General features: G+C 73.6%; 2 protein-coding genes. Both read right to left on the reverse strand.

The window, feature by feature from the left end; translation table 11 throughout:
• Positions 1 to 57 precede the first annotated feature (57 nt).
• Positions 58 to 16,563: a type I polyketide synthase gene (locus Ahu01nite_RS51100; protein WP_239159674.1), complete on the reverse strand. Its 16,506-nt coding sequence runs from the start codon at positions 16,561 to 16,563 to the stop codon at positions 58 to 60.
• Positions 16,564 to 16,599: 36 nt separating this feature from the next.
• Positions 16,600 to 19,010 (reverse strand): SDR family NAD(P)-dependent oxidoreductase (locus tag Ahu01nite_RS45895; protein ID WP_203843054.1); only part of this gene is annotated, 2,411 nt, incomplete at its 5' end.

Here is a 19,010-nt window from a genome sequence, read left to right on the forward strand (position 1 = left end):
GCCGCCTCCTTGCATAGGGCTTCATGAACGTCAGAGGGTGTCGCCGCGACGGGCGCTTCAGTGCGTCTCGCTGTCCATGGCCAGGCGGATCAGGCTCTCGGCGTCCAGCTCGTCGATCGCCTCGACCTGGTCGTCGCCCGCCGTCGCCCGCGCGTCGTCCTGCAGCCCGGTGAGCCGCATGAGGGCGTCCAGGAGACCGGCTTCGCGCAGGCGGGACAGCGGCACGCCGGCCAGCACCCTGCGGAACTCCGCCTCGGCCGGGTCCGCCTCGTCGCCGATCTGCGGCAGGAGCCGCTCCCGCAGGAACTCGGCGAGCTCCGTCGGGTTGGGGTAGTCGAAGACGAGCGTCGCGGGCAACCGCAGCCCGGTGGCCGCGTTCAGCCGGTTACGCAGCTCCACCGCCGTCAGTGAGTCGAAGCCGAGGTCCGTGAAGTTGCGGGTCGCCTCGATCGCACCGGGCGTCGTGTGGCCCAGCACCGCGGCCACCTGCGTACGGATCAGGTCGGTCAGCACCCGGATCCGGTCGGCACCGGCCAGGCCCGTCAGCTGCTGGTGCAGGGAGTCCGCACCGGCCGGGGCCGAGGCCACCGCCGCCCGGCGTGCACCACCGGCCTGGATCAGGGCCCGCCACAGGGCGGGTACCTGACTCACATCGGTGGCCTGGGCGGCTTGCGACCGCATCCTGGCCAGGTCGAAGCGGGCCGGCACCAGGTCCGCCTCGTCACGGGCCAGCGCCAGGTCGAACAGCGCCAGACCGTCCCCGGCGCTCAGCGCGGCGACGCCGCCGCGGCTGATCCGGGCCCGTTCCGCGTCACTGAGCTGACCGGTCAGCGCGCTGAGCTCGGCCCACATGCCCCAGGCCAGTGACGTTCCCGGGAGCCCCTCGGCACGGCGCTCGGCCGCCAGCGCGTCCAGGAACGCGTTCGCCGCCACGTAGTTGCCCTGCCCGGGTGCGCCCGTCGTCGCGGCCGCCGACGAGAACAACGCGAACTCGTCCAGGTCGAAGCGCCGGGTCAGCTCGTGCAGGTTCCAGGCACCGTCAGCCTTCGGGCGCATGACCGCGCCGACCCGCTCCGGGGTCAGCGACGCGATCACACCGTCGTCCAGGATTCCCGCGGTGTGCACCACACCGGTGAGGTCGCCGATGCCGGCCAGCACCGCCTCGAGGGCGGGACGGTCGGCGGCGTCGCACGCCACCACGCGTACCGTTGCGCCCTGCCCGGCCAGCTCCGCGCTCAGCGCGGCGACCTTCGCAGCTGCCGGACCGGAGCGGCTCGTCAGCACCAGGCTGCCGTTCGCCGCCCGATGCCGCGCGACCAGGGCACCCAGCGTGCCCGTGCCACCGGTGATCAGCGTGGTGCCGGTCCCCGTCGCGGCGGCGGGCATCGTCAGGACGAGCTTGCCGGTGTGCCGCGCCTGCGACATGAACCGGAACGCCTCCCGGGCCCGGCGCACGTCCCAGGCCCGCAGCGGCAGCGGGGCCAGCTCGCCGGTCCCGAGCAGGGTGACGATCCGCTGGAGCATCTCCCCGAGCTGCTGCGGCCCGGCCTCGGCCAGCTCGAACGGCTGGTAGGTGAGGCCGGCGGGCAGGCTCTGCGGATCGCGCAGGTCCGTCCGGCCCATCTCGACGAACGAGCCACCGTCCGGCAGCAGCCGCAGCGAGGCGTCGGTCAGGTCACCGGCGAGGGAGTTGATGACGATGTCCACGCCCCGGCCATCCGTGGCGGCCAGGAAACGCGCCTCGAACCCGGCGTCCCGCGACGAGGCGATGTGCTGCTCGTCCAGGCCCGCCGCGAGCAGCGCCGGCCACTTCGCCGGGCTCGCCGTCGCGTAGACCTCAAGACCGAGGTGCCGGGCGATCTGCACCGCCGCCGACCCCACACCACCGGCGGCCGCGTGGATAAGCACCTTCTGACCGGCTCGGGCATCGGCGAGGTTCACCAGCGCGTACCAGGCCGTCAGGAATGCCACCGGCACCGACGCCGCGGTCGCGAACGACCACTGCGCGGGGATGGCGACCACCTGGCGGGCATCCGTGACGACGTTCGGGCCGAAGCCACCGGCGGCGATACCCGTCACCCGGTCACCGGTCGCCACGTTCGTGACGTCCGGGGCCGTTTCGACGACCACACCGGCGATCTCACTGCCCATCACGCCACCGCCGGGGTACATGCCCAGCGCGATCAGGACGTCGCGGAAGTTGAGACCCGCGACCCGGACCGCGACCCGGACCTGACCCGCCGCGAGCGGCTGATCGAACTCGGGCGCGTCCGCCAGGACCAGATTCTGCAGCGAACCACCGGCATCGGGCGTGAGCCGCCACGATCCCCGCGGTGCCGCCAGCTCACCGGACGGGCGGACCAGGCGGCGACCGTACGCGGCCACCGCGCTCCCGGCACCACGGATCGCCAGCTCCGGCTCGCCGGGGCTCAGGACGTCCAACTCGAGACCCCCGGTCGCCGGCAGGTCGACCAGGATGAAGCGGCCCGGGTTCTCCGACTGCGCCGAGCGCAGCAGGCCCCACGCCGCGGCGGCCGCCAGGTCGGTCACTCCCTCACCGGCGACGGCCGGTACGGCGCCCCGGGTCAGTACCACGAGCGGCACCTGCTCCAGTCGCTCCTCGGCCAGCCATTCCTGCGCCAGGGTCAGCACCTCACCGGTGACCCGTCGCGCCGCCTCAGCCACGTCGCCGCCGGCACCCGCGACACTGACCAGCACCGCGGTCGGGGTCTCGTCTGCCGCGGCGATCGCCGCGAGATCGGGGAAAGTGCGCATCGTCGATCCAGCTACACCGAAGCGGTCGGTACCGAGCAGCGCCCAATCGACATCCGGCGCCGAGATCCCGGCGATCGGGGCCCATTCCACGGCGAACAGCGAGTCCGTCACGCCGGGGTCGGTGCTCTGCAACTGCTCCGCCGACACCGGGCGGGTGATCAGCGAGTCCACCGACACCACCGGGGCGCCCGTGGCGTCCGCGGCGAGCAGGCTCAGGCCGTCCGGACCGTTGCGGCGCAACCGCGCCCGCAGCACCGAGGCGCCACCGGCGTGCAGTTCCACGCCCGTCCAGGCGAACGGCAACCTCGCCTGCGCCGGGGCTCCGTCCTCAGCTCCGCCGGCGACGGCGCTGGCGTGCAGCACCGCGTCGAGCAGCGCCGGGTGCAGCCCGAACGCTCCCGCGTCCCCGGCCACGCTCTCGGGCAGGGCCACCTCGGCGAAGACGTCCTCGCCGCGGCGCCAGACCGCCCGCAGACCCTGGAACGCCGGGCCGTAGCCGTACGCGCTGGCCAGGGTTTCGTACACGCTGCTGACATCGACCGCCGTGGCCGCGGGTGGCGGCCAGGTGATGAGGTCCTGGTCCTCTTCCCGGGCCTCGGTGGCCGGGGCGAGCAGACCACCGGCGTGCTGGACCCAGGCCTGCTGGGTGCCGGGCTCGTCCGGGCGGGAGAACACCTCGACGGCGCGGCGGTCGTCCGCGGCGGCGGCGGCGATGACGACCTGGATCTGCACCCCGGAGCCGTCCGCCGGGAGCACGAGCGGCGCCTGCAGCGTCAGCTCCTCCAGCCGGCCACAGCCGACCTGGTCCCCGGCGCGCACGACCATCTCCACGAAGCCGGTGCCGGGCAGCAGCACGACGCCGCCGACCCGGTGATCCGCGAGCCACGGGTGGGTCCGGACGGACAGCCGCCCGGTGCACAGCAGCCCCGCACCACCGGCCAGCTCGACCGCCGCGCCGAGCAGCGGGTGGCTGACCGCGCCGAGGCCGAGCGAGGCCGCGTCGCCGTTCGTGTTGGCTGCGGCGGGCCGAGGCCAGTACCGCTCGTTCTGGAACGCGTACGTCGGCAGCTCCACCCGCTCGGCGGCGGGCAGCACCGACGCCCAGTTCACCGCGGCACCGTTGACGAACGCCTCCGCGAACGACGTGAGCAGCCGGGCCGCGCCACCGTCGTCGCGACGCAACGTCCCGCAGACCGCGCCGGGTACGGCGTTGGGCCCTGCTGCCGCGGCGACCTCGTCGAGCGTGTCATTCATGGCGCCCATCAGCACCGGGTGCGGGGTGACCTCGATGAACAGCTGGTGCCCCCGGCCGGCGAGGATCCGCACGGCGCGGTCGAAGTTCACCGGGGCGCGCAGGCTCGCGTACCAGTAGGCGGCGTCCAGTTCGGTGCCGGTCAGCGTCTCGCCGCTCATCGCCGAGACCATCGGCACCCGGCCGGCCCGCGGTGTCACCCCGGCCAGCACGGTCAGGATCTCCTGCTCCAGCTGGTCGATCTGCGCGCAGTGCGAGGCGTAGTCCACGGCGACCATCCGGGCGCGGACACCTTCGTTGTCGAACTCCTGCTTCAGTTCCCGCAGCGCGTCCGGCTCACCCGACACGACCACCGCGGCGGGGCCGTTGACCGCTGCCAGCGACAGCCGGTCGTCGAGGCGCTTCTCCACCACTTCGGCGGACGCCGCGACCGACAGCATGCCGCCCGCACCCGCGATGGCCCGCAACGACTGCGACCGCAACGCGACGATCTTCGCGCCGTCCTCCAGGCTCAGCATCCCCGCCACAGTCGCTGCAGCGATCTCACCCTGCGAATGACCCACTACCGCATCGGGTACGACCCCGGCGGCCTCCCACACCGCCGCCAAGGACACCATCACCGACCACAGCAACGGCTGGATGACATCCGCCGCGTCCCAGTCGGCCGAATCGTCGAACAGCGACCAGGTTCCGTACGGTGCAAGGGCTTGTGAACACTCAGCGAGACGCGCGGCGAACACCTCGGACGAAGCGGCCAGCTCGCGGCCCATCCCGATCCACTGTGAACCCTGACCCGGGAACACGAACACCGTCCGCGCATCCGCACGGGCGACACCCCGCACCAGGCCCGGATCGTCGAGACCGGCGAGCAGCTCGTCGCCGACGACCACGGCCCGGTGCTCGAACGACGACCGGGTGGTCACGAGCGACCACGCCACATCGGCCGGGTCGAGCCCGGGTCGTGCCGTCACCCACTCCCGCAACCGCTGCAGCTGCGCCGTCAGGCCCTCGGAGGAGCGGCCCGACAGCACCCAGGCACCGGAACCCGACACCACCGGCGTCGTGTCCCCGGCCGGTTCGCCAAGCTCGGGATCGGTGGCGGGGGCCTCTTCGAGGATGAGGTGCGCGTTGGTGCCGCTCAGCCCGAACGCGGACACACCGGCCCGGCGCGGACGTCCATCGGTCTCCCACGGCGCCGGCTCGGTCAGCAGCCGGACGTCACCCGCGGACCAGTCCACGTGCGGCGACGGCTCGTCCACGTGCAGCGTCTTCGGCAGCTGCTTGTGCCGCAGCGCCAGCACCATCTTGATGACACCGGCCACGCCGGCCGCGGCCTGGGTGTGCCCGATGTTGGACTTCACCGAGCCCAGCAGCAGCGGCCGGTCCTCCGGCCGCTGCTGACCGTACGTGGCGAGCAGCGCCTGAGCCTCGATCGGGTCACCCAGCCGGGTGCCGGTCCCGTGCGCCTCGACGACGTCGACCTCGTCCGTCCGCAGCCCCGCGTTCGCCAGCGCGGCCCGGATGACCCGCTGCTGCGACGGCCCGTTCGGTGCGGTCAGGCCGTTGGACGCGCCGTCCTGGTTCACCGCGGACCCACGCATCACGGCGAGCACCTTGTGGTTGTTGCGCAGCGCGTCGGAGAGCCGCTCGACGACCACCACACCGGCGCCCTCGGCGAAGCCCATGCCGTCGGCCCGCGCGGAGAACGCCTTGCACCGGCCGTCCATCGCCAGTCCGCTCTGCTCGCTGAAGCCGACAAAACCGTCCGGCGTGACGAGCACCGTGACACCGCCGGCCAGGGCCATCGAGCACTCCCCGGAGCGCAGGGCCTGGGCGGCGAGGTGCATGGCCACCAGCGACGACGAGCACGCGGTGTCCACGGTCACCGCCGGGCCTTCGAGGCCGAGGGCGTACGACACGCGGCCCGACAGCACGCTCGTCGCGTTGCCGGTGATGAGGTGGCCCGCGCTCTCGATGTCGACGCCGTAGCCGTACCCGGAGGAGTAGCCACCGGCGAACACGCCGGTCGCACTGCCGCGCAGCGACTCGGGGTCGATACCGGCACGCTCCAGCGCCTCCCAGGACACCTCGAGCAGCAGCCGCTGCTGGGGGTCCATGGCAAGGGCCTCACGCGGGCTGATGCCGAAGAACCCGGCGTCGAACCCGCTCATGTCCTTGATGAATCCACCGGACTGCACGTACGACGTGTAGCCCTCGCCGGAGGGATCGCTGAGCGCCGCCAGATCCCAGTCGCGATCGTCCGGGAAGCCGGAGATCGCGTCCCCGCCCGAGGTGAGCAGCTCCCACAGCCCGTCGGGGTCGGCCACGCCACCGGGGTAGCGGCAGCTCATCCCGACGATCGCGATGGCGTCGTCAGCCACGGACGCGACCGTCGCCGGTACCGAGGTGACTGCCGGCAGCACGCCCAGCAGCTCCGCGAGCAGGTGCTCGCCCAGCACATTCGGGTTGGGGTAGTCGAAAAGCAGGGTCGCGGGCAGCCGCAGGTCCGTGGCGATCATGAGGTCGTTGCGCAGCTCCACGGCGGTCAGCGAGTCGAAACCGAGTTCGCTGAACGCGCGCCCGGTCTCGACCGCGTCGGGCGACGGGTAGCCGAGCACCTTCGCGGCCGTGGCGCGGACCAGGTCGGTCAGCATCCGGTGCTGCTCGACCGGGGTCTTCCCGGTGAGCCGGCCGGCCAGGTCGCCCTCGGGCTCCTTGGTGGTGAGGGTGGCCAGTGCGGCGGCCAGCTGGTGGATCTCGGGCAGGTCCCGCATCACGGGGACGTTCAGCAGGTCCGCCGCCACCTCGGGCTGCGACAGGATCATCGGCCAGTCGATGTTCGTGATCGTCAGCATCGCGTCGGCACCGGCGACCGCCTCGCCGAGGGCCCGGACCGCCAGCTCCGGATCCATCAGCGCTTCCCACTGGTTGCGGGCCAGCCGCTGCCGGGCCGCCTCGTTACCCTGCGCCACGCCGCCACCGGCCCACGGGCCCCAGGCGACGGCGAGAGCGGGCAGCCCACGGCTGTGCCGGTTCTCGGCCACCGCGTCGAGATACGCGTTCGCGGCGGCGTAGTTGGCCTGACCCGGGCCACCGGTGGTGGCCACCACGGACGAGAACAACACAAACGCGTCCAGGTCGAGGTCCGCGGTCAGCTCGTCCAGGTACGTCGCGCTCGCGGCCTTGGCCGCCAGCACCGTCTCCAGCCGGGCGGGGCCGAGGCGGTCGATGACGCCGTCGTCCAGCACGCCCGCGGTGTGCACCACCGAGGTCAGAGCCGGGCCGGTGCGGCCGATCCGGTCCACCAGCGCGGCGAGTTCGGGGCGGGCGCTGACGTCGCACGTCACCACGTCCACCCGGCTGCCGAGCTCGGCGAGAGCGGCGGCCTGCACCGCGGCGTCACGCGCGGCCGGGCCGGAACGGCTGGTCAGCACGATCCGCTCGGCGCCGCGGCCGGCCAGCCAGCGGGCGACGTGCCCCGCGAGCGCCCCGGTGCCACCGGTGATCAGCGCGCTGCCGGGGCCGGGCTGCCACGAGGTGGCACCCGAGCGCTGCGCGGCGCGGTTCATCCGGCGGCCGAGGATGCCGGCGGACCGGATGACGACCTGGTTCTCGTCGCAGCCGGCCAGTACGGCCACCAGCCGTGCGCCCGCCCGCTCGTCCAGCACGGCGGGCAGGTCGATGAGCCCGCCCCAGCGGTCGGGGTGTTCCAGGGCCACGACCCGGCCGAAGCCCCAGGACTGCGCCTGCGCGGGACTGGTCAGCGGGTCACCGGGGCCGGCCGAGACGGCGCCCCGGGTGAGGATCCACAGCGGTGCGATGACACCGGCGTCGCCGAGACCCTGGGTCAGTGTCAGTGTGGTGGCCAGTCCCCCGGCGACCACCGGATGATCCGGGAGCGGTGTCTCGTCGAGCGCCAGCAGCGACACCACGCCGGCCGTCACGGCGGGCCGGGTGCCGGCGCTGTCCAGCGACCTGCCGATCAGCGACGCCATGTCATCGCGGTCCACCAGGCCGGCCGGCACCTCGACGACCACCAGGTCGGCGCCGCGGGCGGTCAGTGCCGCCACGGAGCCCCGGACCGTTTCGTCGTCGGCGGATCCGGCCGGGATCAGGACCAGCCATGATCCCGACAGGCGGGCGGGGCCCGGCTCGGCGATCAGCGACCAGACCACGCGGTAACGCCAGCCGGCGGTCGCCGACCGGTCCTGCTCACGACGCCGCCACGACGCCAGCGCCGGGAGTACGTCGCTGAGCCGGCTGTGGTCCTCGATCGCCAGCGCATCCGCGAGGCGGGCCAGGTCACCGTCCTCGACGGCGGACCAGAACAGCGCCTCCGCGGCGGTGTTCGCGCCGTCGCCGCCCCGCACGCGAGCGGGTGCGGCGGCGGTCAGCCAGTAGTGCTCGTGCTGGAACGCGTACGTCGGGAGGTCCACCCTCGCCGCCGCGGGCAGCACCGCGTGCCAGTCCACGGGCAGCCCGCCGGCGTGGGCCTGCGCCAGCGCCGTCAGGAGCCGGGTGGCACCGCCGTTGTCCCGCTCGAGCGTGCCCACGACGAGCACCTCGGTGGTCCCCGCGTCCTCGGCGGTCTCGGTGACGGCGCCGGTCAGAACCGGGTGTGGCGACACCTCGACGAATGCGCTGTAGCCGCTCGTGAGCAGCAGCCGGACGGATTGTTCGAAGCGGACCATCCGGCGCAGGTTGGCGTACCAGTAGGAGGCGTCCGCGTCCGGGCCCGCCAGCCAGTCGCCGGTGACCGTGGAGACCATCGGCACCCGCCCGGCCTGGGGGGTGATCCCGGCGAGCTCGTCCGCCAGCACCTGCGCCAGCGGTTCCACCGCCGGGGAGTGCGCCACGAAGTCGGTCTCGGGGATGCGCCAGCGCATGACGTGCCGCGCCGCCAGTTCCCGCTCGAATTCCGCCAGCGCGTCCGGCTCACCCGAGACCACCGAGGCCGCCGGGCTGTTCACCGCGGCCACGGAGAGCTTGTCGCCCCAGCGTTCGGCGAGCTCGTGCACCGCCGGGGACGGCATCACCACCGACACCATGGAGCCCTGGACGGAGAGTCCGGACAGGGCCCGGGACCGTACGGTGACCACGCGCGCGCCGTCCCGCAGGGACAGGATCCCCGCCACGGTCGCCGCCGCGATCTCGCCCTGCGAGTGCCCCACAACCGCTTCGGGGCGGATGCCGGCCGCTTCCCATACAGCGGCGAGCGACACCATGACCGCCCACAGGACGGGCTGCACCATATCGGCCGCGGCCAGGTCCGGCGAGCCGTGCAGAACGTCGATGAGCGACCAGTCCACGTACGGTGCGAGCGCCTGCTCACACTCGGCGAGCCGCGCGGCGAACACCTCCGAGGAGGCAGCCAGCTCCCGGCCCATACCGATCCACTGCGAGCCCTGGCCCGCGAACACGAAGACCGTCCGGCCGCCGGTGCGGGTGACACCGGAGACGACCGATCGGGACGGTGTCCCGGACGCCAGGCTCTCCAGGCCGGTCAGCAGCTCCGCCCGGTCGCCGCCCACGATCACGGACCGGTACTCGAACGCCGACCGGGTCGACGCCAGCGACCACGCCACGTCGGCGGGGCTGAGATCGGGGCGGTCCGCGATCCACGCACGCAGCCGCTCCACCTGAGCCGTGCGGCCCTCGGCGGTCCGGCCGGACACCATCCAGGCGGTGGCACTGCCGGTCCCGATCACGGCGGGGGCGGTCTCCGTCTTGACGGCCGCAACCGGGGCGGGTGCCTCTTCCAGGATGACGTGCACGTTGGTGCCGCTCATCCCGAACGCCGACACCCCGGCCCGGCGGATCCGCTCACCGGCGGGCCACGGTACGCCCTCGGTCAGCAGCCGCACGTCACCGGCGGACCAGTCGACGTGCGGGTTCGGCTCCTCCACGTGCAGCGTCGGGGGCATCTGCTCGTGCTGCAGGGCGAGGACCATCTTGATGAGCCCGGCGGCACCGGCGGCGGTCTGGGTGTGCCCGATGTTGGACTTCACCGAGCCGAGCCACAGTGGACGGTCCCCGGCGCGCTCCTTGCCGTACGTCGCGATCAGGGCCTGCGCCTCGATCGGGTCGCCCAGCGTGGTCGCGGAGCCGTGCGCCTCGACGACGTCGACCTCGTCGGCCCGGACCCCGGCGTTCGCCAGCGCCGCGCGGATGACACGCTGCTGTGACGGGCCGTTCGGGGCGGTGAGCCCGTTGGACGCGCCGTCCTGGTTGATGGCGGTGCCGCGCACCACCGCGAGCACGGTGTGCCCGTTGCGCTGGGCGTCCGAGAGCCGTTCCAGCACGAGCATGCCCGCACCCTCGGAGAACCCGGAACCGTCGGCGGTGGCGGAGAACGACTTGCAGCGCCCGTCCAGGGCCACGCCGTTGGCCTGGGAGAACGCCACGAACACGGCCGGGGTGGCGGCCACGGCGACACCACCGGCGAGCGCCATCGAGCACTCCCCCGCACGGATCGCCTGACTGGCCATGTGCAGCGCGACGAGCGCCGAGGAGCAGGCGGTGTCGACCGTGACGGCCGGGCCCTCGAGCCCGAGCGTGTACGACAACCGGCCCGACATGACGCTGGCCGCCGTGCCCGTCATCAGGTGGGTCTCGCTGACCCCGGCCTCACCGAGCTCGGCGTTGATGCCGTACCCGGACGCGGAGCCGCCGACGAACGCACCGGTCTGGCTGCCGCGCAGCGTCGCCGGGTCGATGCCGGCCTGCTCGATCGCCTCCCACGACGTCTCCAGCAGCAGGCGCTGCTGCGGGTCCATGGCCAGCGCCTCGCGCGGGCTGATCCCGAAGAACCCGGCGTCGAAGCCGCTCGCGTCGCGGACGAAACCACCCGCCTGCGTGTAAGTCGCGGCGGCGGCGTCGAAGTCCGGGCCGTACAGCGCCTCCAGGTCCCAGCCGCGGTCGCGCGGGATCGGGCCGATCGCGTCGGATCCCGAGGCCAGCAACTGCCAGAACTCCTCGGGGCCGGCCGCGCCGCCGGGGAACCGGCATGCCATGCCGACGATCGCGATCGGCTCGTCCGTCGCGGTCGCGACGGTGGTGGCCACGGCGGTGGCCGGGAGATCGCCGGTCACCTCCGCGCGCAGCAACGCGGCCAGCGCTGCCGGGGTGGGGTAGTCGAAGACCAGGGTGGCCGGCAGGCGCAGCCCGGTGTCGGCGTTCAACCGGTTACGCAGCTCGACGGCGGTCAGCGAGTCGAATCCGAGGTCGGTGAACGCCCGGGTGGGTTCGATGGCCTCCGCGGACGCGTAGCCGAGCACCGCGGCGACGTGGGCGCTGACCAGGTCCATCAGGACACGGTCCCGGTCGGGTCCGGCCACCGCGGCCAGCTGGTGGCGCAGGGCCTCGCCCGGGCCGCCGGTCGCGTGGCTGGGAGCGGCGGCCGCCGAACCGGAGACCGCCGTACGCCGGGTCGGCGCACCCGCCAGGGCCCGCCACAGCGGCGGGATCTCCGTGCTGCGCGAGGCCTGGGCCCGCAGCCCCGCCACGTCGAGACGCGCGGGCATGAGGACGGCTTCGTCGCGGGCCAGCGCGACATCCATGACGATCAGGCCGGCCTCGGCGTCCAGCGGCATGAAGCTCTGGCCGATCCGGGACAGCAGCCGCTCGTCGAGGTCGCGGCCGATGCCCGCCTCGTGCGCCCACGGGCCCAGCTGCAGGGACATGCCGGCCAGCCCGGCCGCCCGGCGGTAGCCGGCCAGCGCGTCCAGGAAGGAGTTCGCGGAAACGTAACTGCCCTGGCCCGGTGCGCCGAATGTCGCCGCGGCCGAGGAGAACATGACAAAGCGTTCGAGGCCCGCGTCCGCGGTGAGCTCGTGCAGGTTCCAGGCCGCGTCGGCCTTGGGCCGCAGCACCGCCGCCAGCCGATCGGGGGTCAGCGCCGGGATCACGCCGTCGTCGACGACGCCCGCGGAGTGGATGACGGAACCCAGCGGGCAGTCGGCGGGGACGCGGTCCAGCACCGCGGCCAGTGCGTCCCGGTCACCCGCGTCGCACGCGATGATCTGGACCCAGGCGCCGAGCTCGGCCAGCTCCTCGGCCAGCACCGCGATGTCCGCGGCACCCGGCCCGGACCGGCTGAGCAGTACGGCACCACCGGCCCGGCCGGTCGCCACGAGATGCCGCGCCACCAGGCCGCCCAGGGTTCCGGTCCCGCCGGTCACCAGCACCGAACGCGCCGCGACGGTGGTGTCCGGGCCTTCGGGCCACTCGATCTCCGTCACCGGGCCCGAGGGGCGGACGAGTCGCCGGCCATAGGCGGCCCGCCCGCGGATGACCAGCTCCGGCTCGCCGCTGCCGACCACCGAGGGCAGCACACCGACGTGGGCGCCCGGGTCGCCGACCGGCAGATCGGCCAGGACCAGCCGGTCCGGGTTCTCCGCCTGGGCCGAGCGCAGCAGGCCGCGCACCGCGGCAGCCGCCAGGTCGGTCACCGCCTCGCCGGCGACGGAGTCCACCGCACCGCACGTGACGACGACCAGTCGTGCCAGGTCGAGCGTTCGTTCCTGCAGCCATTCCTGAGCCATGGCCAGTGCTTCGCCGGTGGCGTCGCGAACCGCCCCCGGCAGGTCGGCGCCGTCGACCGGCGCCGAGCCGGGGCTCACCACGACCACGCGCGGGTCGATGTCGCCCGCCTCGGTCGCCGCGACCAGCTCCGCGAGGTCCGCATAGGCCCGTGCCGGTACGCCCGCCGCGGCCAGCCCGTCACCGAGCCCGAACCGGTCGGCCCCGAGCAGCGCCCAGTCCCCGGCCGGAACCATCACCTCGGCGACGGGAACCCAGTCCTGGACGAACAACGAGTCGATGAGCCCACCGGCCGGCTGCAACTGCTCGACCGACACCGGCCGGTGCACCAGCGAGCCGACGGACACCACGACGGCACCGGAGGCGTCCGCGGCCGTCAGCGACAGCCCGCCCTGGGCGTCCCTGCGCAGCCGCGCCCGCAGCACCGACGCACCGGTGGCGTACAGCTGCACATCGGTCCACGCGAACGGCATCTTCAGCGGGCCCGGGTCGCCGCCGGCCGCGTCGAGGGCCTCCACGACGGTGCCGTGCAGGGCCGCGTCGAGCAGCGCCGGGTGCAGGTTGAACGAGTCGGCGGCGGGTGTCTGCTCGTCCGGCAGCGCCACCTCGACGAAGATGTCCTGTCCACGGCGCCAGGCCGCGCGCAGGCCGTGGAACGCCGGGCCGTACACGTCAGCCAGGTGCACCGGGTAGACGTCCGTGACGTCGACCGGCGTGGCGTCGACCGGCGGCCATACGAGCAGGTCAGGGTCGGTCCAGCCGGGGACGGCCGCTGCGGACACCACGCCGACGGCGTGCTGCGTCCAGCCCTGTTCGGGGCTCGCGTCGTCGCCGCGGGAGAACACTTCCACCGCGCGGCGGCCCGTACCGTCATCGCCCGCGACCACGACCTGGATCTGGACGCCGCTGCCGTCCGCGGGCAGCACCAGGGGTGCCTGCAGGGTCAGCTCCTCGAGCACGCCGCAGCCCGCCTGGTCGCCGGCGCGGACGGCCAGCTCGACAAATCCGGTGCTCGGCAGCAGCACCACACCACCGACCGCGTGGTCGGCGAGCCAGGCATGCGAGCGCAGTGAGAGCCGCCCGGTGCACACCAGGCCCGGGATGCCGGCCAGCTCCACCACGGCGCCCAGGAACGGGTGCCCGACGGCGCCGAGGCCCAGCGACACCACGTCACCGCCGGACGCCTTGAGCTCGGCGAGCGACAGCTGGTTCTCCGGCCAGTACCGGTCGTGGCGGAACGCGTACGTCGGCAGGTCCACCCAGTCGGCGGCCGGCAGCACGGCGGTCCAGTCCACGGCCACGCCCTGCACGAACGCCTCGGCGAGCGACAGGACCATCCGGCTCGTGCCGCCGTCGTCGCGGCGCAGCGTGGCGCACACGGCGGCGGTCACCGCACCCGGACCGGCGTCCGCGGCGGCTTCCTCCAAGGTCGTGGTCATCGCGCTCAGCAGCACCGGGTGCGGCGAGACCTCGATGAACGTCTGATGTCCCCGGCCGGCCAGGGTCCGCACGGCGCGGTCGAAGTCGACCGGCGCGCGGAGGCTCGCGTACCAGTACGCGGCGTCCAGCTCCGGCCCGTGCAGCGTCTCGCCCGTCATGGCGGACACCATCGGCACCCGGCCCGCGCGGGGAGCGACGCCCTCCAGGACCGTCAGGATCTCCTCGCGCAGCTGCTCGACCTGGGCGCCGTGCGAGGCGTAGTCCACGGCGACCATCCGGGCGCGGACACCCTCGGCGTCCAGTTCGGTCTTCAGCGCCGCGAGCGCCGCGGGCTCACCGGAGAGCACCACGGCGGCAGGACCGTTGATCGCCGCGAGGGACAGCTTGTCGCCCAGGCGCTTGCCGATCTCCGCGGCCGAGGTCGCGACGGACATCATGCCGCCCGCACCGGCCAGGGCCCGCAACGACTGCGACCGCAGCGCGACGACCTTCGCGCCGTCCTCCAGGCTCAGCATCCCGGCGACGGTGGCGGCGGCGATCTCACCCTGCGAGTGGCCGACCACCGCTTCGGGCTTGACCCCGGCGGCTTCCCAGACGGCGGCGAGGGAGACCATCACGGCCCACAGCATGGGTTGTACGACATCCGCGGCATCCCAGTCGAGGGTGTCGTCGAACAGCGACCAGGTGCCGTACGGCGCGAGGGCCTGTTCGCACTCGGCGAGCCGCGCGGCGAACACCTCCGAGGAGGCGGACAGCTCGCGGCCCATGCCGATCCACTGCGAACCCTGCCCCGGGAACACGAACACCGGGCGGGGGTCGTCGCGGACCACGCCCGAGACGACGGCTCCCCCGGCGACCGAGCCGGTGAGGCTCTCCAGCCCGGACAGCAGCTCGGTGCGGTCGGCGCCGACGACGACGGCGCGGTGCTCGAACGCCACCCGGGTGGTCGCCAGGGACCAGGCCACCTCGGCCGGGCCGGCCTCGGGCCGCGCGGTTGCCCAGTCGAGCAGCCGGCTGGTCTGCGCCGTCAGGCCCTCCGCCGATCGTCCCGACACGAGCCACGCGCAGGCCCCCGACAGCACCGGAGCGGTGGTCGTGGCCTCGGTCGCGGGCGCGCCGTCCTCCGGCTCCTGGAGGTCCTCGGCGGTCTCGCCGTTGCCGGCGGGCGCCTCCTCCAGGATGACGTGGACGTTGGTGCCGCTGCCACCGAACGCCGAGACGCCCGCGCGGCGTACCCGGTCGCCGACCGGCCACGGAACCGACTCGGTCAGCAGTTTCACCTGGCCGACCGACCAGTCGACGTAGGGGGTCGGGTTCTCCGCGTGCAGGGTGGGCGGCAGCTGCTCGTTCTGCAGCGCCAGCACCATCTTCATCACGCCCGCGACACCGGCGGCCGCCTGGGTGTGACCGATGTTGGACTTCGCCGATCCGAGCCACAGCGGGTGGTCCTCGGGCCGGTCCTGACCGTACGTGGCCAGCAGCGCCTGGGCCTCGATCGGGTCACCGAGCGTCGTGCCGGTTCCGTGCGCCTCGACGACGTCCACGTCTGCCGTCGAGAGCTGCGAGCTGGCCAACGCGGACTTGATCACGCGCTGCTGCGAGGGGCCGTTCGGCGCCGTGAGGCCGTTGGAGGCACCGTCCTGGTTCACCGCGGAACCACGGATGACGGCGAGCACCTTGTGCCCGCTGCGTTTGGCGTCGGAGAGCCGCTCGATCACGAGCATGCCCGCGCCCTCGGCCCAGCCGGTCCCGCTCGCGTCGGCGGAGAACGCCCGGCACCGGCCGTCGGTCGACAGACCGCGCTGGCGGGAGAACTCGGTGAAGTTACCCGGGTTGACCAGGACGGTCACGCCACCGGCGAGCGCCATCGTGCACTCGCCCTGGCGGATCGCCTGCGCGGCCAGGTGCAGCGCGACCAGCGACGACGAACAGGCCGTGTCCACCGTCAGTGCGGGGCCCTCCAGACCCATCACATAGGACAGCCGGCCGGACATCACGCTGGTGAGCGCGCCGGTCATCAGGTGACCCTGCGACCCGGCCAGGCCGTCCTGCGACATCGCCAGGCTCACGACGTAGTTCGACGAGAAGCCACCGACGAACACGCCGGTCTTGCTGCCCTTCAGGCTGCCCACCTCGATGCCCGCGCGTTCGAGGGACTCCCAGGCGACCTCGAGCAGCACCCGCTGCTGCGGGTCCATCGCCAGCGCCTCACGCGGGCTGATCCCGAAGAATCCGGCGTCGAAGCCGCTGACGTCCCGCATGAAGCCGCCGGACGAGGTGATCGACTTGCCGGCCTTGTCGGGGTCGGGATCGAAGAGGTCGCCGAGGTCCCAGCCGCGGTCGTCCGGGAACCCGCCGATCGCGTCGCCACCGGACGACAGCAGGTCCCAGAACTCCTCGGGGGTGTCGGCACCGCCCGGGAACCGGCACGCCATACCGACGATCGCCAGGGGTTCCTGGGCGCCGGCCTCAAGCTTGCGCAGCCGCTTGCGCGTCTCCTGGAGCTCGGCCGCGGCCTTCTTGAGGTAGTCGAAGAGTTTGTCTTGGTTATCCACGGTGGCCCCTTAAACCATGTCTTCAACAAGCCCACGTCAGCTGGACAGGCCGAGTTCCTTGTCGAGGAAGTCAAACAGCTGATCCGGTGTCGCGGACTCAAGTTCAACTGCTTCTTTTTCGGACGCCGCGCCGTCCTCGTCCTCGATCCATTTCGACAGGATCGTCCGCAGCCGGCTCGTCACGTCCTCGTGCGTCGCCGGGTCCGGCCGCAGCGCCGCCAGGCTCGCCTCGAGCCGGTCGAGCTCGTCGAGGACCGGCACGCCGGCCGACTCCGACGGAGCGATCTCGGTGCGCAGCCAGGCCGCGATGGCCATCGGTGTCGGGTAGTCGAAGACCAGCGTGGCGGGCAGTCGCAGCCCGGTCGCGGCATTGAGCCGGTTGCGCAGTTCGACACCGCTGAGCGAGTCGAAACCGAGGTCCTTGAACGCCTGCTTCGCCTGCACCTCGTCCGCCGAGGAGTGGCCCAGCACGACGGCCGCCTCCGCCCGGACGATGTCGGTGAGCACCCGTTCCTGCTCGCCCGCCGGCAGCCCGCTCAGCCGCCGGATGAGCTCGCCCTCGTCGGGTGCCGCGTCGCCCGCGATCGCCGGCACCGCGGCCAACTGGCGAATCTCGGGCAGGTCCCGGACGAACGGCCGGCTCCGCAGATCGGCCGCCCCGGACGCCGCGAGCAGCTCCGTCCAGTTGACGTCCATGACCGTCAGCGCGGTGTCGGAGCTCTGCAGCGCCTCGAACAACGCCTGCACGGCCAGGATGGGATCCATGGCGGGCATCGGCATCCGCTGCATGCGGTTACGGATGGCGTCCTTCGAGTCGGCGAGACCACCGCCACCCCAGAGACCCCAGGCCACCGCGAGGGCGGCCAGGCCACGGGCGCGCCGGTTCTCGGCCAGCGCGTCGAGGTAGGCGTTCGCCGCGGCGTAGTTGCTCTGGCCCGCCGAGCCCAGTGTGGACGCGGCGGAGGAGAACAGGACGAAGGCGTCCAGGTCCAGGCCGGCGGTCAGCTCGTCCAGCAGTGCCGCGCTGGCGACCTTCGCCGCCAGGACGGTGGCGAGCCGGGACGGCGACTGCCGGTCCACGACGCCGTCGTCCAGCACGCCCGCGGTGTGCATCACCGAGGACACCGCCGGGCCGTCCGCCGCGACCCAGTCCAGCAGCCCCGCGAGGTGGTCACGCCGCCCCGCGTCACATCCGACGACGTCGACCCGCGCACCCGTGGTGGCCAGTCCGGCGGCCAGCGCGGCAACGTCCGCCGCGCCCGGGCCGGAACGGCTGGTCAGGACAAGTCGTTGCGCGCCGTCCCCGGCGAGTCTGCGGGCGACGTGGCCGCCGATCGCGCCGGTACCGCCGGTGATCAGCACGGTGCCCCGCGGCGTCCATCCCGGACCGGTACGCGGTTGCGGCGCGTGAACCATGCGCCGGCCGTACAGCCCGGTGGCGCGGATGGCGACCTCCTGCTCGCCGCACCCGGCCAGGACGGCGACGAGGCGGGCACCGGCCCGGTCGTCGAGTTCGGCGGGGACGTCGAGCAGACCACCCCAGCGGTCGGGGTACTCGAACGAGGCCACCCGGCCGAAGCCCCAGACCTCGGCCTGGACCGGGCTGGTCAGCACCTCGCCGGGGCCGGCCGCGACCGCACCGGACGTCGCGACCCACAGGGGTGCGTCGACGCCCGTGTCGCCGAGCGCCTGCACCAGCGCCAGCGTCGCCGCCAGACCGGTGACGACCACCGGGTGTTCCGGCAACGGTGTCTCGTCCAGCGCGAGCAGGGACAGCACACCGGCGATGGCGCCGGCTTCCGCAACCGCCGGGGCGAGGACGGCGCCGAGTTCCGTCCGGTCGGTCACCTCGGCGGGCACCTCGATCAGGGTCACGTCGGCGCCGCGGGCCGCGAGCGCCCGCTCCGCGTCCCGGGCCTGGGTGAGGCCGGCGGGTCCGGTCACCACGAGCCAGTGCCCGCTCAGCACACCCGGGTCCGGGTCGCTGACCGGCGCCCAGTTGACCCGGTACCGCCAGCTCGTCGTCACCGAGCGGTCCTGCTCCTGACGCCGCCACGAGGCGAGGGCCGGGAGGACCTCACCGAGGTGCTGACCGTCGGGAAGGGCGAGGGTCTCGGCGAGGTGGCCGAGGTCGCCGTTCTCGACGGCCGCCCAGAACTCAGCCTCGGCGGGCGAACCGGTCCGGTCCGTGCCGGGGGCCGCCACGACGGGGACCGCGTCCGGCCAGTACCGCTGGTGCCGGAACGCGTACGTCGGCAGCTCCACCCGGTCCGCGGCCGGCAGCACCCGGGTCCAGTCGACGCCGGCGCCCCGGACAAACGCCTCCGCGAAGGACGTCACGAGGCGCGTGACACCACCGTCGTCGCGGCGCAGCGTCCCGAACACAGCTCCGTCCTCGACGATGTCGCCCACCGCACCGAGCAGCACCGGGTGCGGCGTCACCTCGA

Origin of the sequence: Winogradskya humida (genome assembly GCF_016862215.1) — a bacterium.
GTDB classification, from domain to species: domain Bacteria; phylum Actinomycetota; class Actinomycetes; order Mycobacteriales; family Micromonosporaceae; genus Actinoplanes; species Actinoplanes humidus.